The organism is Chitinophaga cymbidii, assembly GCF_007992715.1.
GTDB classification, from domain to species: domain Bacteria; phylum Bacteroidota; class Bacteroidia; order Chitinophagales; family Chitinophagaceae; genus Chitinophaga; species Chitinophaga cymbidii.
Genome location: NZ_BKAU01000007.1, coordinates 12,826 through 37,949, shown reverse-complemented (window position 1 = coordinate 37,949; position 25,124 = coordinate 12,826). Strand labels below are relative to the sequence as shown.

The 25,124-nt window shown below is 48.7% G+C and carries 26 protein-coding genes and 1 pseudogene; 1 reads left to right on the top strand and 26 read right to left on the bottom strand.

What is annotated here, in order from left to right; genetic code table 11:
- Positions 1-25: 25 nt before the first annotated feature.
- The 23 genes and pseudogenes from CCY01nite_RS24240 to CCY01nite_RS24130 form a co-directional block, all read right to left on the bottom strand.
- Positions 26-2,284 carry a heavy metal translocating P-type ATPase gene (locus tag CCY01nite_RS24240; protein ID WP_146867155.1) on the bottom strand — a complete coding sequence of 753 codons (2,259 nt, stop codon included), beginning with the start codon at positions 2,282-2,284 and terminating at the stop codon, positions 26-28.
- Positions 2,285-2,363: 79 nt separating this feature from the next.
- Positions 2,364-2,918 (bottom strand): helix-turn-helix domain-containing protein, encoded by a 555-nt coding sequence (locus tag CCY01nite_RS24235; RefSeq protein ID WP_186831243.1) that lies wholly within the window; start codon positions 2,916-2,918, stop codon positions 2,364-2,366.
- A 118-nt stretch (positions 2,919-3,036) separates the two neighbouring features.
- Entirely contained in the window at positions 3,037-3,606 is a 570-nt protein-coding gene (locus tag CCY01nite_RS24230) for a helix-turn-helix domain-containing protein (RefSeq protein WP_146867153.1), read from the bottom strand.
- Between the two features lie 482 nt (positions 3,607-4,088).
- Positions 4,089-4,709: a flavin-containing monooxygenase gene (locus CCY01nite_RS26810; RefSeq protein ID WP_222614492.1), complete on the bottom strand. Its 621-nt coding sequence runs from the start codon at positions 4,707-4,709 to the stop codon at positions 4,089-4,091.
- A gap of 62 nt (positions 4,710-4,771) precedes the next feature.
- Positions 4,772-4,918, bottom strand: coding sequence for a GDCCVxC domain-containing (seleno)protein (locus CCY01nite_RS24220; RefSeq protein WP_503826422.1), 147 nt, complete (start codon positions 4,916-4,918; stop codon positions 4,772-4,774).
- A gap of 118 nt (positions 4,919-5,036) precedes the next feature.
- Positions 5,037-5,705 carry a mercuric transport protein MerTP gene (gene merTP, locus CCY01nite_RS24215; protein WP_146867151.1) on the bottom strand — a complete coding sequence of 223 codons (669 nt, stop codon included), beginning with the start codon at positions 5,703-5,705 and terminating at the stop codon, positions 5,037-5,039.
- Positions 5,702-6,079 carry an ArsR/SmtB family transcription factor gene (locus tag CCY01nite_RS24210; protein WP_146867150.1) on the bottom strand — a complete coding sequence of 126 codons (378 nt, stop codon included), beginning with the start codon at positions 6,077-6,079 and terminating at the stop codon, positions 5,702-5,704. The genes merTP and CCY01nite_RS24210 overlap by 4 nt, the downstream gene beginning before the upstream one ends.
- A gap of 89 nt (positions 6,080-6,168) precedes the next feature.
- Positions 6,169-7,098 carry a phosphatase PAP2 family protein gene (locus CCY01nite_RS24205; protein ID WP_186831241.1) on the bottom strand — a complete coding sequence of 310 codons (930 nt, stop codon included), beginning with the start codon at positions 7,096-7,098 and terminating at the stop codon, positions 6,169-6,171.
- Between the two features lie 54 nt (positions 7,099-7,152).
- On the bottom strand, positions 7,153-7,698 hold the full coding sequence (locus CCY01nite_RS24200) for a sigma-70 family RNA polymerase sigma factor (protein ID WP_146867148.1): 546 nt from the start codon (positions 7,696-7,698) through the stop codon (positions 7,153-7,155).
- A 24-nt stretch (positions 7,699-7,722) separates the two neighbouring features.
- On the bottom strand, positions 7,723-8,496 hold the full coding sequence (locus CCY01nite_RS24195; RefSeq protein ID WP_146867147.1) for a metallophosphoesterase family protein: 774 nt from the start codon (positions 8,494-8,496) through the stop codon (positions 7,723-7,725).
- A gap of 10 nt (positions 8,497-8,506) precedes the next feature.
- Positions 8,507-8,935, bottom strand: a complete 429-nt coding sequence (locus CCY01nite_RS24190; protein WP_146867146.1) for an arsenate reductase ArsC — start codon at positions 8,933-8,935, stop codon at positions 8,507-8,509.
- A 21-nt stretch (positions 8,936-8,956) separates the two neighbouring features.
- Entirely contained in the window at positions 8,957-10,045 is a 1,089-nt protein-coding gene (gene arsB / locus CCY01nite_RS24185) for an ACR3 family arsenite efflux transporter (protein WP_146867145.1), read from the bottom strand.
- 9 nt (positions 10,046-10,054) lie between these two features.
- On the bottom strand, positions 10,055-10,738 hold the full coding sequence (locus tag CCY01nite_RS24180) for a low molecular weight phosphatase family protein (protein WP_146867144.1): 684 nt from the start codon (positions 10,736-10,738) through the stop codon (positions 10,055-10,057).
- Positions 10,739-10,760: 22 nt separating this feature from the next.
- Positions 10,761-11,603: an arsenite methyltransferase gene (locus CCY01nite_RS24175; protein WP_146867143.1), complete on the bottom strand. Its 843-nt coding sequence runs from the start codon at positions 11,601-11,603 to the stop codon at positions 10,761-10,763.
- A gap of 55 nt (positions 11,604-11,658) precedes the next feature.
- Complete coding sequence (locus CCY01nite_RS24170; protein WP_146867142.1) at positions 11,659-11,988, bottom strand: ArsR/SmtB family transcription factor; 330 nt, start codon at positions 11,986-11,988, stop codon at positions 11,659-11,661.
- Positions 11,989-12,133: 145 nt separating this feature from the next.
- Positions 12,134-12,493, bottom strand: coding sequence for a hypothetical protein (locus tag CCY01nite_RS24165; protein WP_146867141.1), 360 nt, complete (start codon positions 12,491-12,493; stop codon positions 12,134-12,136).
- A gap of 496 nt (positions 12,494-12,989) precedes the next feature.
- Positions 12,990-14,477, bottom strand: coding sequence for an ATP-dependent nuclease (locus CCY01nite_RS24160; RefSeq protein WP_222614491.1), 1,488 nt, complete (start codon positions 14,475-14,477; stop codon positions 12,990-12,992).
- Positions 14,478-15,063: 586 nt separating this feature from the next.
- A pseudogene (locus tag CCY01nite_RS24155) lies at positions 15,064-15,378 on the bottom strand (helix-turn-helix domain-containing protein); the annotation flags it as partial.
- A 165-nt stretch (positions 15,379-15,543) separates the two neighbouring features.
- On the bottom strand, positions 15,544-16,542 hold the full coding sequence (locus CCY01nite_RS24150; RefSeq protein WP_146867139.1) for a hypothetical protein: 999 nt from the start codon (positions 16,540-16,542) through the stop codon (positions 15,544-15,546).
- Positions 16,543-16,619: 77 nt separating this feature from the next.
- Positions 16,620-17,285 carry a DNA alkylation repair protein gene (locus tag CCY01nite_RS24145; protein ID WP_146867138.1) on the bottom strand — a complete coding sequence of 222 codons (666 nt, stop codon included), beginning with the start codon at positions 17,283-17,285 and terminating at the stop codon, positions 16,620-16,622.
- Positions 17,286-17,320: 35 nt separating this feature from the next.
- Complete coding sequence (locus tag CCY01nite_RS24140) at positions 17,321-20,470, bottom strand: GH92 family glycosyl hydrolase (RefSeq protein ID WP_246130036.1); 3,150 nt, start codon at positions 20,468-20,470, stop codon at positions 17,321-17,323.
- 17 nt (positions 20,471-20,487) lie between these two features.
- Positions 20,488-20,964: a DinB family protein gene (locus tag CCY01nite_RS24135; protein WP_146867137.1), complete on the bottom strand. Its 477-nt coding sequence runs from the start codon at positions 20,962-20,964 to the stop codon at positions 20,488-20,490.
- A 69-nt stretch (positions 20,965-21,033) separates the two neighbouring features.
- Positions 21,034-21,393, bottom strand: coding sequence for a winged helix-turn-helix transcriptional regulator (locus tag CCY01nite_RS24130; RefSeq protein WP_146867136.1), 360 nt, complete (start codon positions 21,391-21,393; stop codon positions 21,034-21,036).
- 173 nt (positions 21,394-21,566) lie between these two features.
- On the opposite strand from CCY01nite_RS24130, the gene CCY01nite_RS24125 reads away from it, so the two are divergent.
- Complete coding sequence (locus CCY01nite_RS24125) at positions 21,567-22,454, top strand: WD40 repeat domain-containing protein (RefSeq protein ID WP_186831240.1); 888 nt, start codon at positions 21,567-21,569, stop codon at positions 22,452-22,454.
- A 28-nt stretch (positions 22,455-22,482) separates the two neighbouring features.
- On the opposite strand, the gene CCY01nite_RS24120 is transcribed toward CCY01nite_RS24125, so the two are convergent.
- From CCY01nite_RS24120 to CCY01nite_RS24110, 3 genes are read right to left on the bottom strand one after another with little or no spacing between them, the layout of a single operon-like run.
- Positions 22,483-23,103, bottom strand: coding sequence for an SCO family protein (locus CCY01nite_RS24120; protein ID WP_146867134.1), 621 nt, complete (start codon positions 23,101-23,103; stop codon positions 22,483-22,485).
- 36 nt (positions 23,104-23,139) lie between these two features.
- On the bottom strand, positions 23,140-24,060 hold the full coding sequence (locus tag CCY01nite_RS24115) for a transporter family protein (protein ID WP_246130035.1): 921 nt from the start codon (positions 24,058-24,060) through the stop codon (positions 23,140-23,142).
- Between the two features lie 18 nt (positions 24,061-24,078).
- Positions 24,079-25,122, bottom strand: a complete 1,044-nt coding sequence (locus CCY01nite_RS24110; RefSeq protein ID WP_146867133.1) for a cytochrome-c peroxidase — start codon at positions 25,120-25,122, stop codon at positions 24,079-24,081.
- Positions 25,123-25,124 lie beyond the last annotated feature (2 nt).

Genomic DNA, 25,124 nt, shown 5'->3' with positions numbered 1-25,124 from the left:
ATGGTTTAGAAACGTATTCTGGATATTATAAACTGGTAGCTTTCAGGCGCAGACTATTGCTGACAACGCTCACCGAACTCAAAGCCATTGCTGCCCCTGCGATCATCGGATCCAGCAAGAATCCATTTACAGGATAAAGGAGCCCGGCTGCGATGGGAATACCAATAACGTTATAGATGAAGGCCCAGAACAGGTTTTGTTTGATCGTGCTCACCGTTTTGCGGGAGAGCTTCAGCGCTTTGGGGATGCTGTTCAGGTCGGAAGTGATAAGTGTCATTTTCGCAACATCCATGGCGATGTCGGAGCCTTTGCCCATGGCTATGCTGACGTCGGCCTGGGCTAGCGCCTGGGAGTCGTTGATACCGTCGCCCACCATGGCAACCACTTTGCCTGCCTGTTGTAGTTCCTTTACGAATTCGGATTTGTAAGCCGGTAAAACTTCCGCCTTGAACGTGGTAATACCGACCTGTCTGGCTACTGCGGCGGCGGTGTGCTGATTATCGCCGGTGAGCATGTAAACTTCGATGCCACTCTTACGGAGTGCCAAGATAGCTTCGGCGGAGGTGGCCTTTATTTTGTCTGCGATTGCGATGACGGCCAGCAATGAATTGTTGGATGCAAAATAAATGACCGTTTTGGCTTCCTCCTGGAGAGATCCGGCCTGATATGCCAGTTGGGGCGGAATTGCGACGTTTTTCTCGTCCATCAGCCTTTTGTTGCCGACATAAAATTCGGTTCCTTCATAGCTGCCTTTAACGCCTTGGCCGGTAAGGCTTTCAAAGCCTTTCAGCAAGGCAGGTTGAGCACGATCTTCTTTCAGATATGCTACCACGGCTTCCGCCAGCGGGTGCTCGGATTGTTGTTCCAAAGCCAGCAGTACGCTGGTATGAACGGGGCCGTTGCTCCAAACAATATCGGTAACGACGGGCTTGCCCTCAGTAATGGTGCCGGTCTTGTCAAGGATTACGGCATTTACCTTATGAGCGAGCTCCAGGCTCTCGGCGTCCTTGATGAGGATGTTGTTTTCAGCTCCTTTCCCTACGCCTACCATGATGGCCGTCGGGGTCGCCAGGCCCAGTGCGCAGGGGCAGGCAATTACCAGGACGGTTACCGAAGTGAGGAGCGCGTGCGTAAATGCATTGTCACCACCGAGCACCATCCAGGAAATGAACGTCAGGATGGCAATGCCTATGACTACGGGGACGAAGACGCCGGCGATCTTGTCGACCAGCTTCTGTACCGGCGCCTTGCTGCCCTGGGCTTCCTGTACCATTTTTATGATCTGCGCCAGCAGCGTGTCTGTACCCACTTTTTCCGCCTTAAATTGGAAACTGCCTTTTTGGTTGATCGTTCCCGCGAAAACCGCGTCTCCGCTCTTTTTCGCTACTGGAACCGGTTCTCCCGTGATCATGCTCTCGTCGACGTAAGACTCACCACCGGCAACCTTCCCATCTACGGGGATCTTTTCCCCGGGCTTTACCAGTAGGAGGTCATTCACTTTCACGCTGGCAATTGGTACTTCCCGGGTATTGCCCTCCGGATCGACCATCAGTACTGTTTTAGGCTGCAGGCCGATGAGTTTCTTGATGGCTGACGATGTGTTGGATTTGGCTTTTTCCTCCAGGAGCTTGCCCAGGGAGATAAAAGCGATCACCACCGCGGCGGCCTCGAAGTAAACGTGGGCATGAAGTCCGCGCTGGTGCCAGAATTCGGGATATATCGTGTTGAAGGCACTGAAAAGCCAAGCGATACCCGTGCTTAGTGCTACCAGGGTATCCATGTTGGCTTTCCGGTTTTGCGCTTGTTTCCAGGCGTTGACGAAGAAATTTCGGCCGAAGAAGAAAACCACCGGGGTTGCCAGCACCATCATGATCCAGTTGCCATAGGGCATATCCATGAAGAACATGCCGATAATTACAATGGGCAACGATAGGATGGATGACCATATTGTGCGCTGTTTTACTTCCCGGTAATGGCGTTGCTGGGCTTCTTCCTTTACTTCGTCCTGATTTTCGAGATCAATTACGAGGTCGTATCCGATTGCGCGAACTGCGCTTTGAAGCTCTTCGTGGGTAACTGCGCCCTTTCCGTATTGCACCCAGGCAGATTGGTTGGCGAAATTTACGCCGGCATCCTGTACGCCAGGCACGGATTTAAGCATCGATTCCACGCTGATGGCGCAAGCCGCACATGTCATTTCCAGGACGGGGAAGGTTTCCTTTATCGTTCCGGCGCTTTTTCTATCGGGGGTAGCCACTGGTCTTGCTGTTATCGTTGTTGACATTTTTCCTGATTTTCAACAAAATTACGCCAGAAGACCGGGGTGGTTATTACACTATTTCCGGATATTTGTATATAATTCCTCAGTTGGCTGGCTTGCCTTTGCCAGAAAGCGACTGCTTATTTTGCCGAATTTTCTGGAAGTGAGAAGGGGGCAACCCTGTATTCGCTTTGAACTGCCGGGACAGATGGCCTATGCTGCTGAACCCGAGATTGTAGGCAATATTTGTGAGGGAATCGTCGGTATATACGAGGAATTCCTTGATTTTTTCAATACGAAATTCTATAATGTATTTCTCCAGGGTTATTCCTTCCACCTCAGAAAAGATGGAGCTGAGCGTGGTAAATTCCTTATTCAGCTTTTTCGCTAGCGTCTCGGAGAATTTGAACTTCTCGGGGAAATCATAGGATCCGGAGTACACCTGTTCCACGATCTTCTTGATGTCTCGCGCTAGCTTGGTTTTCTTGTCTTCCAGAAGCGAAAATCCCAGAGGGGCCAATTTTTCGCTGAGGGCAGCAATATCGGGGGCGGACAATGCGGATACCGTGGTGATTTCTCCCAAACTGATGTTAGTGACAGGGATATTCAACTCCCGCAAAACCTGGCGGATGGAGTGGATACACCTTTCGCAGACCATACCCTTTATGAAAATTTTGTATGTGCTATGCATAAAGCCAAATATTTGAACTTATGCAAAGGTGAGGCAAGGTGCAGGAAGAACTGTTATATAATTTTGGCGAACGATTATAAAATTATCAGGATTTTACTTTATCCAGCGGTTTCCGTTGATTTTCCTGGGACTGTTTGAACTGCGACGTGGTAAGGCCGGTAACTTTTTTGAATTGCTGGGAAAGGTACTGGATACTGCTGTAGCCAAGTTTTTCCGCTATTTCGCCTACCGAGAGCTCGTTGTAGGTAAGCAATTCCTTGGCTTTCTCGATGCGCTGGAGGATTACGTATTTTTCAATTGTCGTTCCTTCAACCGTAGAAAAGAGGTTTGAGAGCTGGGTGTATTCCATCCCCGTTTTTTCCTGGAGGAAGACGGAGAGTTTCTGGGATAGCTCGACTTCGTCCACACTGTGGATCAGTTGAATTACGATATTTTTTACTTTTTCGACCGTGGTACTTTTTTTATCATCCAGCAGCTCGAATCCCAGTTGCTGAAGCCGGTTCTTCAAAACCGGCAATTTTTCTTCAGCGACCGGAGCGGAAATGGTTACTTCTCCCAGTTGGATGTCTTCAAATGGGATTCCGGTTTCTTCAAGGAGCTGGCGAACGACCATGATGCAGCGGTCGCAAACCATGTTTTTAATAAATAATACCATTGTTGAAGGTTAATAAAGTGCAATATTATACTAATTGCCTTTCAAAGATAAAGATTAAAATATAATGAGTTGTTTCAAGTGGGTTACGATTTCATCGACGGTCTTTTTCGCGGAACGCCCGATACCGATGAGCGTGGCAGACGCGAACCCTGTCCAGTTTCCGTAACCCACGAGCCACAAACACGGCACCATGGAGCGGGTGCCTTCCGTTTCGGCCTTCCCATCCGGGAGCACCGGCAACATCGGCTGCAAGTGCTAGAGCGACGGCCGGAAGCCAGTGCAGATAAAGACGGCATCCACCGCCTCTGTGCGGCCATCCCTCCAACCAATTCCATTTTCGGTAAAGTAATCGAACGCCGGTACCGCATGCAGCACATCCCGCGCACGGGCATCCATCACCGAAGGCACCATCAAGATCTGGCCGAGCGATGGCGGCTTGAAATCCTTGCCTTGCTTGCGGGCCTCGTATTGTTGGGTGGCCGCTATCTTCCGTCCACTTCATCCGGCAAGAATGATGGCGGCTTCGGCGTTACCCAAAGCGTATCCGCCACGCGCGACAGCTCCGCAAGAATCTGGGCGCCAGAGTTACCTTCGCCCACAACCGCCACCCGTTGCCCGACGAAAGCCGCCAGGGAACGATATTGGGAAGAATGCATCACCACGCAGCCGAATTCCTCCCGGCCTTCGATTGCCGGAATGATCGGATTGGTAAAACTGTCGGTCGCGTTAACGACGGCCCTGGCCTGGTAGGTGCCGCGGGAAGTTTCCAGCAGGAAAATATCATCGTCCCGACGTGCCTCTGTAACTTCCACAGACCGCTCCACCGGTAAGCAGTATCGTTGTTCGTAATTCCGCAGATAGGTGATCGTTTCGTCCCTGCTGGGGTAGTACCCAGCGCCGCCGGGCGCGATCATGCCGGGAAGCGAGCTCCACTGCGCCAGCGAAAAATGGGAAAGCGAATCCCAGGCATATTGCCAGGAGCCGCCGGGTGTAGGTTCTTTATCCAGCAACAGGAAGTCCAGCCCGGACCTGCGCAGGTAATAGGCGACCGCAAGGGCGCTCTGCCCGCCGCCGAGCACAATCACGTCATATACTTTACCCATAACTTTCATTGAATCCTAAACCGATGCCCCGAAAGTCCAGTAACATTGATGATCCTCCCTGATTATGAGCAACAAGACTTATTCATTTGTATTGGCGGACACTTCACCGTCCCGTAGCTGCAGTACACGCAACAATCCCCGTGCTTCGGCTTCAGCCTGGTATTGCAGCTCGTACAGGTGTAGAAGTATTGACAGGCGTCTACCGGCATAGCTTCTTCTTTCTGAAAACCGCAATGTGGGCAAGTTATAGTCGATTTCAAAATGATATTTTCTTGCATTTCGATAATTTTTTCTTCTTTTCGGAAATCCCTTTTATCCTCTATTAAACTACTTTGAGTCGGTTTCGCAGCAGGATTTATCCCCCGTAGCACATGTGCTGTCGATAACCTCCGATCCGCGTACTTTGTAGCCCGTTTTCCCGATTGCCGCCGCAATGGCATCCATATTCGTTTTTGTTGAGTCGAAGGCCACAATGCTACTTCTGGCCTTGAAAGATGTGGTATATGACAGTACGCCCTGTACTTTAGAGATTTCATTGTTCACATGAGCTTCGCAGCTCGCGCAGGTCATTCCCTGTATCGTAAATTTTGCCTGTTGCTTATTATCCAGGGCTTTGTGCTCAGAAACCTCTCCTTTGCCTTCCGGGTAAAACATGCTGGCGTACAATGGGAAAGTCATCATCAACACGGAAAATAGTGTGATGATCGCAAGGAATTTTTTTGATTGCTGAAACGAGGTCTTTTTTACCGGTTCGCAGTGGCAATCTGCGCTCGATGGTTTCGCCGGTTTAAACTGCAGGTACCAGGCGTATAGCAATACCACTGCCGAAATGCCAATGAGATAAGGCCGTGCCGGCTCCAGCCAGGAAAAACTGGCCAGCAGACTGCTGCTTCCTGCGATCATAGCGATAATGGGCGTTATGCAGCAGAGCGATGCGGCGATGGCGGTCAGCAAGCCCGTGCCGATTGCGGCGCCGGAAGATCTGGCCTTTTTCATGTTACTTCGGTTTTAAAGGTTTCCGAATTGATATGCGTAAAAAACGGCTTTACTATCGGGAGCAATTCTTTTACCAGCGAGTAGAATACGGTCTGACCATCTTTCTGCGTCTGAACGATACCGCCATCCTTCAGTTTCTTTAAATGCTGGGATATCGCCGGGATGGTCATTCCCAAAATGTCGGAAAGGTCGCAGGGGCATAGTTCTTTTTCCTCTTCCAGCAGGTAAAGTATCTTCAGCCGGACTTCATTTCCGGCAAGCGACAATACCGCCGACAAACTAGCGAAAGCCTTCTCTGCAGCTTTCAGCTTGCTTTTGCAGGCCATGATCTGCGCCTGGTCTGCGTACAGGCGGATGCAACTATTACCTTCCATTTTTCAAATCTAAGTATAATCCTTTGTATTTAAGCAGTTGCTTAAATACAAAGGATTGCAAAAATGATGGGTATGTCTGTAAAAGCTGGTTATTTTCGTTGATTCGATTTGTTCCAGTCCTTCCATTCCTTTCGCGCTTTCTTCAGTGCCTCCACGAATGCCGGGTTCTTGCTCCAGGCACTCAGGAGGTTCCAGCTGATGACGCGAGAAGCCTCGTTATCGCTCGGGTAATGGATGCCCATCAGCTCCCGCGACCAACGGACTTCCTCCGCCATTTTCAAAAAATCGGCGCGCCGCTCCGGGATGATCTCGGCAAACAGGAAGGCTTCCGAAAACGCCCACAGCGAATGCCCGCTCGCAAATGACGGCGACGAGATCCGGGCCAACGGCTTCAACGCTGGTTCCAGGTGGTAGGGCCGCGCCCGCTTGAAGTGCCATTTCAACCGGAACTCCGTCACCCGGATATCCTGGATGCAGTTGAGCAGCAGCTCCGTTGTGACCGGAAAGTTCTTATCGTTGTACCATTCCCCAACGGAAGAAGCGATGTAAAAGAGCTGTTTCCGGTTCTCCTGGAAATCAGGATCTTCCGGGTTCAGGATATTCGGCCAGGAGCCGATGTTGGCGATGTATTGCGCCTGTGCAACTTCCTGTGGTGTCCTGTTTTGCTGCAAGCGGAGCAGGTAGTCCAGCTCGGCCCTGGTCTGGTCGGAGCTGTTGGCCGGCGGGGTCACGAGGCCCGGCAGTATGGCTTCCGGCTCACCACCAAGATACACCGTTCGCCACAACGTATTACCCTGCGCGCCTTTACCGTATTCCGCCCATGGGTAACGGATCGTGTCCATCCAGGCACGGGAACTGTTTGGTAACGGGTTCAGTTCCGACAGCGTTTTGTAATGCTGGCTCAGGGGCTCCAGCGGGTGCAGGGCGTTGCCCGCGAAGCGGAATGCCGCCATTATAACGAATGCGATGGTCAGGGGCAGGAGGAGAAACGTCTTTCTTTTGGATAGTTTGTAATGCATGTTGAATGGTTTTCCTATATGACGGGCCATTTAGAAAAAAGACGCAAACTTTCTTCAGGTACAATCTTCGCCGCAGCACGAAACGATGTTCCCATATTTGTCGAACTCAAAATCGCAGCAATTCAGAATGGCGGCGCGCAGCATCTCCTTTGCCCGCTGTACCCGCGACTTCAGCCCGGAATACGACATATCCAGCTCCGCTGCCAGTTGCTTTTGCGACATACCCTCGATTTCTGTTTTCAACAGTGCGTCGCGGTAAATCGGCGGAAGGGTCTGGATCATCTGGCCCACGAACGAATCGGACAACCGCGCCACGAGGTTTTCCGGTTCGTTGGCCGGGGCGGGCAGGTGTTCGGCCTCGGTGGCGCCTGTGAACACTTTCCCGTTCTTCCGGAAATAATCCGCCACGGCGTTGTCCGCCATCTTCATCACGTAAGGGATCACGTTTTCCGCCTTTGAAACCTGCGGCAAGCGTTGCAGTAGCTTCAGGTATACATCCTGGAGGATATCTTCGCAGCAGTCGGCATGGTTGACCCGGGAACAGATGCGCTGCTCCAGCTTGTCTTCCAGCTGCGCTAGGATGGGCAAAATGGTTTGCATATCGATGGATTAAAGAAAAGGGGCCTAAAAGCCCCTTCTCAACATGTCTGCATATTCATTCGGAAGAATACTGGTTTCTACGGCCTTGGCTGCCTTTTCCACGTCGTACCCGAAGCGGATAAACTCCACCTGGAGGGAATTGCGGTCGTGGATGGACAGGGTTTCGTCGATGTGCAGCATCACGTAGCCGCCGCGTGGATCGCCGTCTTTCGGTTTACCGACGGAGCCAATGTTGATGGCGTGGCGGCATTTGGGCGCTTCGCCGGGCTCTGTGCAGATGATCCGGTGATAAGGCTTATGCGTGTGGCCGAAACAAAGGATATCGGCGTTGGCGTCGGTGAGGATGCGCAGCATGCTCTTTTCGTCCCGGTCCTCGAACAGGTATTCGTTGATCTTCCGGGGACTGCCGTGCACCAGCATGAGGGTCAGCGTATCGTCGTTCAGCTGGAACTCGACGCGGATATGGGCGGGCAGGGTGCGCAGGTATTTGCGCTCATCGTCGCCAACAAGGGAGTTGGTGTAGGAAATGGAAATCTGGCCCATGTCCTTATCCTCCGTGGTCTTGTAGGCGCAGCCGCATTCGTTGCTCATCCGGCCGATGCCCTGGTCGTAGTTGCCGGCGATGGTCGGGATGCCGCGCTTGCGGATCGCCTGGATCACCTCGTTGGGCCAGATATTATAACCTACCAGGTCGCCGAGGCAGTAAACGGCGTCGGGTTTGCGCTTCTCCAGGTCGGCGAAGAAGGCTTCCAGCGCCGGGAGGTTCGCGTGAATGTCGGAAAACAGTGCAATTTTCATCGGGTGCGGTTTAGGCAGTTACGGTTTTGACGTGCGTATTGACGAATTGTTCAAAATAGTTGCGGATGATCTGACGTACCTCGCGGAATTGTTCCGTGATTTCTTCTTCTGTGCCGGTGGCTTTGGCCGGGTCGGGGAAATTCTCATGGAACTTCTCCGCGCGCGAGGGAAACACAGGGCAGCGTTCCTTCGCGTGGTCGCAAACGGTCACCACGTAATCGAAGTCGATGTCGGTGTATTCGGAGATATTGTTGGAGGTGTGGCCGGAGATATCGATGCCGTCTTCCGCCATGGTGGCGATGGCGCGGGGATTGACGCCGTGCGTTTCTACGCCCGCGCTATATACTTCAGCCGCGTCGCCCGCAAAGTGACGGAGATAGCCTTCTGCTATCTGGCTGCGGCAGCTATTGCCGGTGCAAAGAACCAGGATCTTCTTCATTTGGAATTGTAGGTTTTGAGTTTATGCTTGCAATGCTTTTTCTTCTGGATTGCCATACCAGCGTTTACGCAGCCAAAATGCCACATTTACCAGGGCGATCAGGGCGGGTACTTCCACCAGCGGGCCGATCACGCCGGCAAACGCCTGTCCGCTGTTGATACCGAACACACCGATCGCTACGGCTATCGCCAGCTCGAAGTTGTTTCCCGCCGCCGTAAAGGCGATGGAAGCGTTTTTCGAGTAATCGGCGCCCAGGGATTTGCCGACGAACATGCTCACGAGGAACATGATAACGAAGTAAATCGCGAGCGGGATGGCGATGCGCATCACGTCCATCGGGATCTGCACGATCAGTTCTCCCTTCAGGCTGAACATCACCACGATGGTGAACAGCAGCGCGATCAGGGTGATCGGGGAAATCACGGGTACGAACTTCTCCTGGAACCATTTTTCGCCCTTCCAGCGGATCAGCGCAAAGCGGCTGATGATGCCTGCGACGAAGGGAATACCCAGGTAGATGGCTACGCTTTCCGCAATCTGGCCGATGGTGATATTCACTTCCAGCCCTTTAATGCCGAACACGGGCGGGAGCACTGTAATGAAAAACCATGCGTAAACGCTGTACAGCAGCACCTGGAACACGCTGTTCAGGGCCACGAGCCCAGCGGCGTATTCACGGTTGCCTTCCGCCAGTTCGTTCCACACGATCACCATGGCGATGCAGCGGGCCAGGCCGATGAGGATCAGCCCGATCATGTATTCCGGGTAGCCGTGCAGGAAGAGCACCGCCAGGCCGAACATGAGCACGGGGCCGATCACCCAGTTGAGCAACAACGAGGCGCCGAGGATCTTGGTGTTTCGGAACACTTCACCCATTTTACCGTAGTTCACCTTTGCCAGCGGCGGGTACATCATGAGGATGAGGCCGATAGCCAGGGGAATGTTAGTGGTGCCGGTCGAGAAGGAGTTGATGAAGTCGGCGCTGGACGGGATGAAATACCCGATGGCAACGCCGGCCGCCATGGCGAGAAATATCCAGAGGGTCAGGTATCTGTCCAGGAACCCCAGACGTTTGCGGCCAGCGGCCGGCGTGCAATCATTTGCAGACATATTGATCTATTACTTTTTGTTGGTGATGTAAGCCATTTCGGTAGCGATGCTTTTGAGCACCTTTTCAGTCTTCTGCGTATTGTCTGCCTCCGTTACCTTCTCGAAGGGAAGGTCGAAATGCAGCGATGTGGTTTGAAAGTCTTTGCATTCCGATTCTTTCTGGCTGTCGCACACGATGATGGAGGTTACGTCGGCAGCGGGCAGCGACTTATCGGAAGCCTCTTTGGAATACAGGAAGATCGGGTCGGCCTGGTCGCTGAAGCGGACCTCGTATGCGGTACCGCCTTTGCGTTCTTTCGATTCAACCTTGTAGCCGATGGCGGATAGGTACCCGATCAGCCGGGCATCAACCACCGTGGCGGATTTGCCGGCGGAGTGCGCTTTTACGTTCTTGTGCCGGTTGGCAAAGCTGAGCGTCTGGAGAAACACCTGCGAAGCCTGGCTCCGGAAGGAGTTCTCGCTGCAATAGAATACTACGTTCCAGTCGGCGTTTTCGAGGCTGCTGGAAAAGACGCTGGACTTGATGCTTTCCAGCGACTGGATGTGCGCCTTGTCGTTCTCTTTGATGTTCAATGAGGCAAAATACTTTTGCAGCTCGGGGTACAGGCGCGGCGCCGCAGGTTCGCTGTAGAAGGAAGACAGGATCACCGCAGCGGTGATGAGCAGGGCGAATACTGAAATTGGCTTTTTCATGTTTTTCGGATTTATAGGTTGATTAGCAACATCCGGAGCCGGGCGTGCAGCAGTTCTCCGCCGGTTTTTCCGCGTAAACGGTAATGCTGAATATGCCTGCCTGTTGTGACTTGAATCCTGCCAGTTCTTCCGGAGTGAGGTATTTTTCGAGGATATCGTCAGGAATGATGATCGCTTTTTCCTTCTGGATGGTGATGTTCTGGAAACCGTTCTGCGCGATCAGCTCCAGGTACACTTCCTTCTGGCTGGCGCCGGAGACGCATCCTGCGTACATTTCGGCGGCCTCTTTCAGGGAAGCGGGGAGGTTGCCGGTCAACACCACATCTGAGATGCTGAAGTGGCCGCCGGGTTTCAGGACGCGGAAGATTTCAGAGAAGACGCCGTTTTTGTTGGGAACAAGGTTCAGCACGCAATTGCTCACGATCACGTCAGCCACGTTATCGCTCACGGGCATCTGCTCGATATCGCCCTGGCGGAACTCGACGTTGTGGAAACCGCGGACTTCCGCATTGCGGCGGGCCTTGGAGATCATGGCGTCGGTGAAGTCGATCCCGATCACCTTGCCGGTTTCGCCGGTTTCGGCACGTGCGATGAAGGCGTCGTTGCCGGCGCCGGAGCCCAGGTCGATCACCACGTTGCCGGGCTGGATCTTGGCGAATTGGGTGGGGAGGCCGCAGCCCAGGCCGAGGTCGGCGTCGGCGTTGTAGCCTTCGAGTTGGGTGTAATCTTCGCTCATGATGTTATATACTTCATCGGAGCAGCAGGAAGCGCCGCAGCAGGAGGATGCGTTGGTATCTTTATCCTGCAGGGCAATGTTGCCGTATTTCTCGCGGACGAGGTCTTTCAGTTCTTGATCTGTAGGCATTGTAATAAGTTGTTCGTATAATTGCAATATTGCGATATATAAGGGCAAAAAAATATTAGCAGCAACTGCCCTCGGTTACGCTGCTATCGAAGAATTTGTCGAAAAGGTTACGGTATTGCATCCAGGTCTTCGGGTTGATGCAGTAGCAGATGGAGGTACCTTCCACGGTGCCCTGGATCAGCCCGACGGCTTTCAGCTCTTTGAGGTGCTGGGAGATCGTTGCCTGGGCGAGGCCGAGTTCTTCCACCAGGTCGCCGCCAATGCAGGCGTTGATCTTCACGAGATGCTGTAATATGGCAATACGGGCGGGGTGCGCCAGTGCTTTAGCCATGTTGGCGATGTCGTTTTGCTGTTTGGTGAATAAATCGGTCTTTGTAGCTCCCATAATATTGCAATATTACGATTGATGTTTGAAATGGCAAAATAATTTTGAATATAACTAAAAGGGTGCCCGTCCTAGGAAAGGGGGAAAATCCCCCCTTTCCTAGGACGGGCATAGGTTTCAATACGGGAAAGGGTCGTTGGTTCGACTAATCCATTTTCAGTTTCCAGTCAATTAGCGTTACCGCCATCAATTCAGCGGTAGAAGTAACCGTTTTATCGAGTTGGAGGCGGTAACGTCTGATATTATATATCCCGTCCTCAATTGTGAGATATACCTTGATGTTATCAAGATCGCTGAAGTAATAAAGTTTTTCAAATTCGTGAGATGGGTGAGGCAAAAATCCGATCGCAAACAAGTCGTCTTCCGTCAAGCCTTCCAACGGCTTTTCCCTGATTTCCGCCAGTTTCTTGAAATCGAGCTTATCAATAAAACGTTGTGCACGCTCCCTGTACTCCTGGCGTTCAGTCTCGGCATTGAAGTGAATAAAGAGGTTTTGGAGGTCCATTTGGATGTGTTTTGGTGAGAGATATGATCGAAATTAAAGTGATTTTTGGAAATGGACGTGGAACAAAATTCCACAATTTAATCACCAGATGATTGGTGAAATTGGTGGGATTTTCATAAATTTGTGTATAATTTTATTATTGTTCTTTACTTAAAATTGCTAAAAAGCAATCGAACTCATAGGGGACCAATTCGGAGACCTATCGATACTGATAGAGGTATTTCCGCTTTCATAGCGGGTTTCGCCAGGATTTTAATGATCCCAGCGGGATCACTGGAAATTTGCAAGACCTGCGCGTAGCGTGGGTCTTGTGTTTTTAGTCGAGTGTTTGGTCGAGTTCCTTTTGAATGACCTCTTTTTCTTTCCTGTACTTTATACAGGTTAATCAGCGTTTACTAAAACGCTAAAATACGGATTTTCTTAGAAGTATTTCTCACCAGTGGATGGAAAAACCCTTTCTAGCTTTCTATCATAGTAAAACCGTATCAGTGTTTCCCTATTCAAATTGCTTTTTTAAGAATGTTACGATTTTATCAATACTTTTTTTGTCATTTTGGGTCAAGTAGTCTACTACCATTTCTATAATTTCCGTTCTGCTTTTATTTCTTGCTCTTAGCTCTTTATCTATTCGCTCGTAAAGCTTCTTTCCGTTGGAGTCATTGAGATGTTCATTTTGACCTCTATAATCATCAATAATTTGGTTAAGACTAACTTGGTGAAATACGAAGTCATTTAAATGGCGAAACAGCTTGTGATCAACCTCATCAAATAGTTTTGACTTTAAATACTTTTCAAGACTCTCAATTGGCAGATAGTTTAAAGGTATATTATTGGAAATACCATTTTTAGCAATATAATTTGCGGCTTGCGTTTTGATGTCTGCATCTAGAATAATGCTGATGCTTGATGTTTTTCCAACAAGATTGCTGGAGATAACTTCTTGTGCTAGATCAATGACATTGCTATATCCACCACACGGCAAAATATAAATCAGTTTGTTACCCCAAAGAGAATTTTGTTTTAAAAGTCTTTTGATTATCTCTCTGGCCAAATCGTCCTCGACAAGAATAATATAATCATACCCCGTGTGATCATATAGCATCCTTGTGGCGTAAGCTGGGTAACAAGGATTAATTAATTCTACTGAATGATCAGAATGCCTATCAAGGAAATATATGTTATCTGGCTTAATTGAACTGATTAGTTCAAGTGAATGGGTTGAAAAATAAACGGCATAATTAAAGCGATTAGAAATATCCTTTAGAAATGTAACTAACCTTTTTAAAGATGATGGATGTAACGCAAGCTCAATTTCATCGAGTATTAGAATGCATGGCACATTTAAGGTTTCTCTATCAGAGTTCCTAATGTTTAAGGAATTTAGAATGCTTATTAAAAGGTTTTCTCCAGTTGACATGTGGAACTGGCTAACAAGTTTTCCCTTAATCTCGTAATAGAAAATATCACCATAAAAAGTTCCGATATGGCGAATTGAACTAGGGTTTACTCGATATAACTTTTCATAGAAATTCTTGTTGTTATGTAGGATTATCCCAAGATTCTCTCTAATAAATTCTGCCGCAGGCTTAAGATACGAGCTGCTTATTTTATCAAGCTTTCTAAGGTTATTGTAACTTGTATTTCTAAATCGATTCCCAAAAATTAGACTACCTTCATAAAATCCCTTAAGCTCAATATATCCTTCCTTTTTTGAAACCCATTTACCAAATTCTTTAAGGTACACTTTTTTAGAACCATTGTACTCAAATTCGATCTTTGAGTCTGTCGGTGTTTCTCCAAAGTAATCCTTCATTGTCATATTAAAAAATACACTAGATGCACAAGTAGCAACAGTGCTTTTCCCCGATCCATTTTGTCCTGTTAATGCATATAATCCTTTTTCAACGGGTAATTCAATAGTCAAGCTGTCTATTGATTTTATTTTGTTAATTAACATTTTTAATTTCATGCCACCTTCAGTCATTTTCTGGGTAAAAAATTATGATTTGTAATCAAGTACTAAATAAATATGTAGTCTTAGTTCCTAATTTCTGTAAGGACCCTTATTAGGAATTGCTCCACAGAAAGTAGATACAAGTATCATCAATCTAAATAATGTTTTATTAGCATTTATTTGCAATAAGAGGATTGCATTTATGATAAAGGCATAGATGTAAATTTATCATAACATATTCATTTATATAGGGATCAGTTTTTATTTTGGGCTTGATTTAATTACTATACTAATCGTTAAAGTTATATGAAATTTTCTTTGTAAACTAACGAAAAAGTATTGTGTATGAAAAAGATTTTGCAGCGATTGACCTCTTTTTTCACATTTGATCTACCCATCAATTATAATTACCTCTATAACGGTTTTCGTAAAACCCATGAAAGGCAACGATATCAGCGCTCTAGTTGGCCTATAACTGCCACACGCCAGAAATTGATTGGCAGCTATTGGGAAAATGCACTTGTACATTATCTCCTGTTAATTACACTTAGTACGGCAATAGTAGCTCTTTTCTCCATAGGCTACAGCCAGCATAACAATATATACTTACCAGTCCACCTGCTGGTGAAATAAAAACACCCTGCTTGCGAAGTTCATTGCTAGCCCGGAGCTGGCCATAAGCAGGGTTCTCTGTGGCCATTGCGATAATAACTGTCTCAATTTGAGGCTCAATCCGGTTCTTTAAAAGGGGCTTCTTCCGGCTGATTTCCTGCAAGGCTGCCTCGCCTCCTTCATCAAACAGTTCTTTGTATCTGTAAAAGCTATCCCGGCTATAACCGAATATTTTGCATGCCTGGGATACGTTTCCTAATTCTTCGGCTAGTCTGAGTAAGCCTACCTTGTTTTTGATTAACTTAGCTGCTACATTCATGTCTGGCAGTTTTAAAGGGTTGATTGAATGTGTGGTTACTTAAAATTAACCCTAACTGTCAGATTAAATCGTAGCTATTTCATATTAACTCGTATACAGTTGCATATATACTATTTACATAAAGAATTAATACTACCGTAAGCTGTTATAATGGTAGTATAACAGTCAATCCTTTTCCTTAGGAACTATTTTCCCGATCTCCCAAAAACTACCGGTCAAATAAAAATCCATTCCCGTCTGTTCTTCTATATCTATCAATGAATTCCTGGTTTCCACAGTGCGCATTCCGATATAAGCCCTCAGTTTATTTGACATGGAGATCTCACTCTTTGAGAGCGTATTGAGGTATCCATAAGCAGCCTTTTTATGATCTGATCTTACGACCACATACGAATCTTCGATCACAGCATAGTCATAAGGCGACAGCTCACCCTCTTGAATGGCCTTTCTCAACAATGGTTTCATGGATAGATATAAGGTATCTTTTTGTTCATATGCTGGTGAGATAGAGTTATGGTGACTTAAAATCGTCCACATCCACATACTGTTACCAATGATCATTTCACCGGGGTATCCCCTCTCCTCTATTATCCGCCTCAGCTTTGCCATTTGCCGCTCACTTTGAGGAATGAATTTTTTATGAAGCAATCTTTCTTTGCCTTTGCGACTTATTTTAAACAGATTAGCGAAGGCCAGATACTGGTCATCTTTGAACATCTTATGTATTTCTTTCCTCAGCTGCAGGTCAAGCTTACTCCAGTATTTTGCATGTAAGGAGTCATATTGTCGTTTTACATCCTTCCATTCTCTATCCTTTCGTAAAGACGCCAGAAACTTCTCTTTTTTGATTTCTTTTAATGTCCATCCGCTTAATATGCCCATCCTGAGGAAATGGAAAGCCTTTTTTTTGTCGCCTAAATACAAGGCCAACTCCGTGGCAACTTTATAATCTCTAAGGAATATAAAATTATAGGTTTCAAAAACTTTTGAAAAAGTATCGAGTGCAGCAGCAGCTTTTTTTTGTACGATTAATTCTTCAGCTCTAATAATCGACCGATGGTATGCCTTATAGTCTTGCCGGCTCTGAGCCGATAGTATAGAAAGATTGCAGAGGAGTGCCGCAATCATCATAAACTTCTTTCTTATTCTGGCAGTTATTTTCATCGAACTAGAGTTTGCCGGTTAACCCTTCAAATATCCGTAATTACTGTGGCTTAGCCACCGAATAAATTGCAGTCGCTCTATTTATTTTTCAGCTTATCCACCTGTATGGCTATATATTTGGGCAAATAATTAGGCGTACAATTCTTAGCAACTATTTCATCCTTGTACAAGCCTGTCCGCTCTCCAAGAGCGATGCATCTCGAACGATATTTTTCTTCAAAAATTCCGATTTGCGCCGTAGTAAAATTCATTGCCCATTGGACTTCCGGCACTTCTTTCTCGATACGTGTTTCAATTTTAGAAAGCAGTTCTTCGCTGTTTGGTGGTGGTGTTTGCCCAACCCAACGTAAACGTCCATGGTAATACCAGAAAATCCGTCTTTGTAGTGAAGATTGACTGTTTTCCCAGGTTTCCATTAATGAAATAGTCTTTTTGTCTTTGGAAAGCTGGTTTGCCATTAACCAGTCAATTAGTTGAAGTCTTTCATCTTCACTATGCTGCTTAATGTCTTTATCCAGTTTGTCAATGAGTTCTTGTGAAAGTTGTTTTTTGTCCATGATCAAAATTGCCAGTTGCCGGTGTAAAAACTGACCTGTTGACCAAAGCTCCAAAGCCAGTCCGTGGTCTTTTTTAATCTCACTTGCAATTTTTCGCAGGTCTCCCAGCCTGGTTTCAGTATTGATTTGAGCCAGGATGTTTTCTGCTTGTGAAGAGAGTTTCATATCAATCTTGTGTTCGGTCATTTTAACGGGATATTCCAAATTCATGAAGTCAGTTGTCATTCAATCCCCCATTCCATATTAGGCACATCTCCCATCTCCAGCGTCAGCCGCCCGCCCTTCAGCAACTCGGCAGCCGGAAACCGGAAGGACTGCAGCGGCTTACCGTTCAGGATGGCGCTTTGTACGTACTTATTGTGTTTCGATACGTTTTTGGCTTCTATTACAAACTGTTTGCCGCGCCCATATTGCCCGCCGAGGTCAATCGTTACCATCGGGTACAGCGGGCTGGCAATCTCATATACCGGCTCGGTACTGCAGCCGCCGTCTGTCTGAAACAGTCCCAGCGCCGCCATAATAAACCAGGCGCTCATCTGGCCCTGATCTTCATCGCCCAGGTAAGCGTTTGCCAGGCCGGTACCGTAGTAGCGGTCTATGATGGACCGGCTCCATTGCTGTGTGAGCCATGGCCGTTTTACCCAGTTGAAAAGGAAGGCGAAGTGCATGGACTGCTGGTTACCCTGGATAACCGGGTAATCCCAATATTGATCACCCGGCGCATTGTAGCGGAGTTTCTCACTTTCGGTAAAGCCCCAGGAAAGCCGTTCAATGAACCGGTCCTCCCCTATTTCACGCGCCAGCGCAGGCACGTCCTGTGGTACGAAGTATGTGAGCTGCCAGGCGTTTCCTTCCACATAATGTTTGTTGGCGCCTGATTTAAAAGGATCAAAATTTTCCATCCAGCTGCCGTCAGACTTTCTTAGCCTTGCATAGCCCGTAGCCGTATCAATGGCATTGCGCCAATAGCTTCCCCGTTCTGCAAATAACTTCTCCTCTTCATGTTTGCCCAGTGCTTTCGCCATTTGCGATACCGCCCAATCGTCGTATGCATATTCCAGTGTGTTGGAGAACCGTCCTTTGTCGAAGGGCACAAACCTGTGCTCAAGGTAAGTAACAAGATCGCGGTTGCCGGCATATCCCAGGCCAACTTTGGCGGGCGGCGTAGTTTGCATCTTCTTCATCGCCTCAAATGCTTTCTGCGCATCAAAGTCCCTTATTCCCATTTGATAGGCGCCTACGATCAATGGAATTTCGTGCTCCGCTACCATCACCGGCACGTAGTTCATTCCTGCAGGGCCCTTTGCCAGCCAGCCATTGGCATCGTACATGGCCAGTTGCGATTTTACCCAGCGCGATGACCACTCGGGCGTAACCAGGTTCCAGAACTGGTTCAGGTTCCAGAAGGTGTTCCAGAATGCATCACAGCCCAGCGCCAGCGCAGTGGTATCTTTCAGTTGTTGTACCTGCTGAAAAGCATCTACCCATTTGCCATCTACATCGCTCCAGGTATTGCGGCTGGCCAGCGCGCGATACATGTTAGTGTAGAAACGCACTTTTTCCTGCCGGTCATTTGTCTCGATCTTCACACGGTCCAGCAGCCTATTCCAGGTATCCATTTGTGCCTGCCGCACCTGGTCAAAGCTCCATCCATAGGGCCGGGTAATTTCCTGCTCGAGATTCAGCGCCGCGTTCTCCAGGCTTACGAGGGAGATACCCGTACGTACCTGTACCACAGGGTTATCCCTGGTATCGAATTCCACAAACGCGCCGGCGTCTTTCAACGGGCCGGAGGAAACAATGTCTTGGTCGCTTATCTGCCCGTTCATCCAGGTGCCAAACTTCCGGATCGGCCTGTCGAATTCCATCACGAAGTGGACTTTATAATCCTGGTTCACATCGCCCGACCAGGCGTTGGCGGTGAACTGGCGGCTCACTCCTTCAATGCGCCTGTCGCCCGACTTGCGCAGGGTAACGTCTTTAAGGTCATAACGGTATTCCGCGGGGATTTGCAGATCTATCATGATCCTGGAACCGGCGGCCTTCGGATAGGTGTACCGTTGAAAACTGCAGCGTGTAGTAGCCGTTAGTTCCGCTTTGATGTTATAGTCCTTCAGCATCACCTCATACGATCCCAGGGGTGCTTTTTCTGTCGATTTATCGATTTGCGAGCGATAGCCGTCGCCCTGGCTGCGCTGTCCGCCCTCTTTTATTTTCAGCGGGCCGTTCACGGGCAGGGTGCCCAAGCCTGCCATTGTCCATTCGTGTATATGGCTAAAGGTGCCTATACTTTCATAGATGGGATCGTAGCCTGCCTGCCAGCCCGGGTCCTGGTTGTCGGGACTCAGTTTCACCATGCCGAAGGGCATCCAGGGGCCGGGTGCTATCATCCAGCGCGAATGGGCAGTGCCCATCCTGGTGTCTACATAGTCGGCAGGCGTTTGTTTTTTCTGTGGCGCGCGGTCCACTTTGCCTGTTTGCAGCAGTACATCATCGGCATAAATTTCATAACGGCTTTGTTGCGCGGTTTTTACCGCGGGCATGGGTACTTCAAATAAATAGCCCGCCGTGTCCAGGCGCTGGCTGAATACTTTCTTGCCATCCAGCTTTACCTGCAGCACCGGTTTTCCGCCGAGGTGTTCTGCGTGTACCAGCAACGGCTGTACGCCCGTTGCTTCGAGTTCGTATGGGGCGGGTGCTACCTTTCTTATAAAGACGCTACCAGGGTGGATAAGCTTCACGCCTGCGGGACCGGTGAGCTTTACCTGGTCGAACACCAGCCAGCTGCCTTCCAGGATGGTGAAGGCGATTTCGTTACCGCCTTTCTTTAGCAGGCGGGACGGGAGCGGTATTTCGATGAGGTGTTCTGTAGCGCCGGTCAGATCTCCTGTGATGGTGTTGTCCTTCGGCTTTTGGGTCAGTTTTTCCAGGAAAGCCTCACCGTTTACAGTGATCTTCAGCCAGGGTGGCGTGATGTGCTGGTAGCCTAACAGATCGATTACCAGTTTGTAATTGCCGTTGGGCGGGGTGTTTTCAAGTCCAAACACGACGTTTGCGTGGTGGGTACGGATGCCGGCAGTGGGACTGGTGCCGCCCCAGGCATCTTTGGGGCCCGCAAGTACATAGGGCCAGTCTTTTTCAGGGGTGCTGCGGCCCACCAGGTAGAAACGGTCTTCCCAGCCAAAATCATGGGGTAGAAAATCTTTGTAGCTGGTGGGGCCGAGCGCCATGTCTTTACTGGTGTTGTCGTTTTTCCCGATTTCCCAAATGGGGTGTTGGGCCTGGGCGAGGAATGAGAGCGTAGTGAGGGCGGCCGTTATGAGACCGCGGAGTGATTGGGCCAGGTGCATATATGGGTTTGAAATTTGCATGACGTGTGATGCTGGTTTTATATTTTGTTCCACTCCCAAATTCCATATTTAAGTTCGTTAGGTATTTTAAAGCCGCAATTTTTTAGCGTCAATAAAATATTGCCTCTATGATGTCCTTCGTGGGAAATAAAATAACCAAGCAAAGGAACGACACCCCGTTTGAAACCCTTTATTTCTCCATTCTTTTCAATTCCTGCCTCTAAAATTTTACCAATAAGTGCTGCTGAAACTTCGTGGCAGTCTTTAAGCATTGAAATTGTTTTGGTGTCATTTTCCGTAATTGTTGTAAGATCGGCAATCAACGATTTGTCGTATTTCTCAAGTTTCCAGAACCTCACATTATAAATGTGGGCAAGTTGATGTCCGATAGTTCCACCGCCGCGCTTTGAGGTAGTATAATTTAATGCTTCTTCTGTTAGGGAGTTGATGAGCATTAAATTAGTCCGGTGATTGATGAACCACGTGTCTATTATCTGTTTTTCAATCGTAGTCATTAAAGTTGTTTTTAAAGAAGATTTTTGATATTGTTTAAAGTTACCATCCGATTGCCAACCGAATGATAATCATTTCTCTTTTATTTTCATCCTGTGTTTCACCCCAAAGTCAATTAAAGCGTTTATGATAGGCTCGGTTTCTTTGGCGTGTTTTGTAAGGGCATAAGAAACAGTAACAGGTCTTGTGTTATTGACCGTTCTTGTAATCAGCAGGTTTTGTTCTAACTCCTGCAATTCTTTTGACAGGACTTTCGGCGTTATTCCAACAACATTTTCTTGCAGGTCTTTAAACCGCATGGTTTCAGAGGTTGAAAGCATTTGTAAAATGTAGAGTTTCCACTTGCCTTTCAACAACTCAATGGAATCTTTAAATGCCAGTATCCTTTCGGTGCAGTTGGCTTTTTCTTTATTGTTACGAACTAAACTCATTTTCAATAGTTACTTTCCAAAAGGTAAGTGATAGCAAATATAAAGTAGATATCCAATAGTTTTGCACCATGAAAAATTGCAGAACAGGAAATAATGTACGCAACAGGAAATTTATAGCAGCTATTTTCTTTGTCTGCCTTTGTTTATCAGGTTTTTCCCAAAACAGCATAAATATGAAATTAACAAACACACTTGCAGGACATTCAATGCCAGTGCTTGTAGTATCGTATAGTCCTGACGGAAAGTACGTAGCATCGGGTTCAGGGGACAAGACGGTCAAAATCTGGGAAATAGAAAGTGGCAGAAACGTTCAAACCTTCACAGGACATTCTGATTGGGTTGGAGCACTGGCATACAGCCCTGACGGAAAATACATTGCTTCGGGCTCGGGTGATAAAACGATAAAAATATGGGACGTATCAAGCGGAAATTTATTGCAGACAATAACAAGAATTACCGGTTTGATAGGCGCAGTTTCATATAGTCCTGACGGGAATTTTTTAAGTGCGGGACTGTATGATAACACTATAAAAATCTGGAATGCTTCAAACGGAACATTGGTAAAAATTTTATCAGGACATACAGAACCTGTAAGAACTATTACGTACAGTCCGGACGGAAAATACATTGCTTCGGGTTCGCGGGATAATTCAGTTAGAATATGGGACGTATCCAGCGGAACATTGGTACAAACTTTAACGGGACATTCTTATTTTGTTTTGTCCGTCACCTACAGCCCTGACGGGAAAAATATTGCCTCTTGTTCAAAAGACAGCACGCTTAAAGTATGGGAAACTTCAAGCGGTAAACTACTTCATACATTTCAACATTCAGACGAACTTAGCGCTGTAGCTTATTTCCCAAACGGGAAACACCTTGTTGCCTGTTCGTATGACGGTTCAATTACTGTTTTAGAAACATCTGCTTTCAAATCGATCTACACACAAGCAGGTCACCCGGAATGGGCAATATCAGTTTCTTGCACTCCCAATGGAAGATACATTGCATCAGCTTCGGGCGATAATACAATAAAAGTGTGGGAAATTGCTGAACTTGATTAAAACATTGCCTGTAAGAAGCAGCAAGAAACTACTTCAAAAGTCTGCCTACATCCAAGATCAAAGCAGCAACACTCAGGCTATCCGTCGCATCATAAAACCCCCTCAGCCTGCGCTCCCTGTCAACCAGGCAAACGTACTGGGTATGGATGAAATCGTCTACCGTGCCTGTTTTCCCTGCATCCTCCACTGATAGCAGGTATTCCTGCCGCGCCATCCGGTAGAGCGAATCCTTGTTGCCGGTCAGGAACTGCCAGTTACCGGATTCCGCTCCGAAGCCAGAGGCATAAGCCTGCAGCACCGGAGCGGAATCGGCTTCCGGGTCAACGGTATGCGATAGTATCATGAAATCGGGTTGATCGTGGAAGGTTTTGTACACCCGCTCAAGGTTACGGTTCATTAGCTTGCAGATGCCGGGGCAGGTTGTGAAGAAATACTCCACGACGGTCACCTTTCCGGCAACGTCCTGTTCGGTGATGGTTTGGCCGGCCTGGTTCACAAAGGCGAACGCCCCCGCACGGTGGCCGGGCTCGCCCAGGACGGGCAACTGGTTCCTGCTCCGGATGATATATCCGGCTAACAGAACGATTCCCAGCACCGTAGTGGTAACCAGTGAAATAACTGCAATTCTGGACCCTTTGGTCATCTTCATGATAATGTTCCTCCGGAGCGCAAGTTCCGGAAAAAATCAAAGAATGTAGGAAATATGCGCCATCGCGCGGTTATTGGCCTTCACAAAACCGCCGGCCAGATCCTGCGACATGGGCGCCTGGAAGTTGGCCCCTACAGCGATCCTGCTAAAGGTGACCTCCGCGCCGAAGGTGCCCAGCAGCGCATACCCGCCGGAAACGTCCACGGAAAAACCATCATCGTCATCCTCACCGGCGCGCTCGTACATCACGCCGGCGTTTGGCGCTATGGTTACAAAATCGCGGATGCGGAACTTGTAATACGCCTGCGCATTGGCGCTGAACTTGTTGCCATAGCGGTAGTCTTCTCCGTTGCGGGTGTTTACTTTGTAGCTGGCGGCCATATTGATCCCGGCGTCCTGCAGGCGGATGTCGTACATCCCGTTGAAAGTAAAATCCACGCTGCCGGAGCCAAGCTGGAAGATGTTGGCGCTCTCTGTGCCGGTGTTCTTTTCCGCCGCGTCGTACCTGCCGGTAGGCAGTTTCACGCCGCCGCCCAGCCAGAGCGAATGCACCAGCAGTTTGCGGCCCACCGTTCGGCGATTGTCGAATAGCTGGTAGAAGCCTTGTATGCCGGCGTCTCCTAATCCGTTACGGCGGGTGGTGATACCCTGGTTGAGCTTTTCGTTGAAGCTGACAGGCACATAGCCCATCACCCGGAACCTGGTGCCGATGGTCCAGCCGCCCCAAACCTCCGCGGTGCGGTAGGTTTCTTCCGTGGTCAGGTAAGTAATGGCGCCGCCTGCGCCGATGTGGGTGCGCAAAGTGTTATAGCGGTACCGGATGCCGGCGATCTTCTTGCTGAACTCGGGCAGGATACCGATGTAGTAGCTCCCCACGCCGCAACCGCAGATATCGCAGGCAAAAGTGGAGAGCGTCAACGTGGTCAGCAACACGAGAATGGATATTCTTTTCATCATGATCATTTTTCATATTTATCAGTACGTTTCAGCGAACCTTGGATCGCGGACGAATTGCTCGTCATTGAGCGTTTTCAGGAACGCCAGCAGGTTGCTGCGTTGAGCGGTAGTAAGCGGAATGCCCGGCGTAGCGCCCTGCTTCAGCAGCGGGTCGAGGTTGGGCGTATTCTTCACCAGTTCCGCATAGTGCTCCAGCACGGCGTCGAGGTTCAGAAATCGGCCATCGTGCATATACGGTGCGGTGTAGGCGGTATTCCGCAGGCTGGGCACCTTGAACTTGTACCGGTCTTCCTCCTGACGGGTAACGCCATGACGGCCGGGATCATCGTTCGGTCCCGCGCCGATGCCGTTGTCGCGATACGATTCATCGGTGAACAGCGGCTCCTTGTGGCAGCCCGCGCAACTGGTTTTGAAGAGCGCATATCCCCGGGCTTCAGCTTCGCTGAACTGTTCGTTGTTCTCTTTGCGCATCACTTTATCATATTTGGAATTGGCGCTCACCAGCATCACCATGAATTGCGACAGTGCTTTCATGATCCTGTCCGTATCGATCTCCTCGCTGCCGAAGGCCCTTTTAAACAGGCCGGGATATTGCGGATGCTCCTTCAGCTTTGTGATGATGTTATCGATGGATTCGTCCATTTCCACCGGGTTGTTGATGGGCACGATGGGTTGCAGATCGAGGTCCGTTACCCCGCCGTCCCAAAAGAAACTTTTTCCCCAGGCAAGGTTCATGATAGCGGGGGAATTGCGGCTGCCAAGGCGGTCGTCGACCCCGTGGCTTACATCGTGGCCGTGGTGGGTGAAGCCGGCCGTCTGGATGTGACAAGAACCGCAACTGATGGTATTGTTCCTGGACAGACGCGGTTCATAAAACAACTTCCGTCCCAGCTCGAACTTCGCTTCGGTGATGGCGTTTGTATTGAAATGATAGGCAGGTTCCGGGAAGTTCGACGGGCGTTTGAACGTTTCAAATATCTTGTCCGGCAGCTCGGCCGCTTTCTTCGAACAGGCCAGGACTGCGCCGAACAGCAGGAGGACCAGCCAGTATCTTTTATTCATAA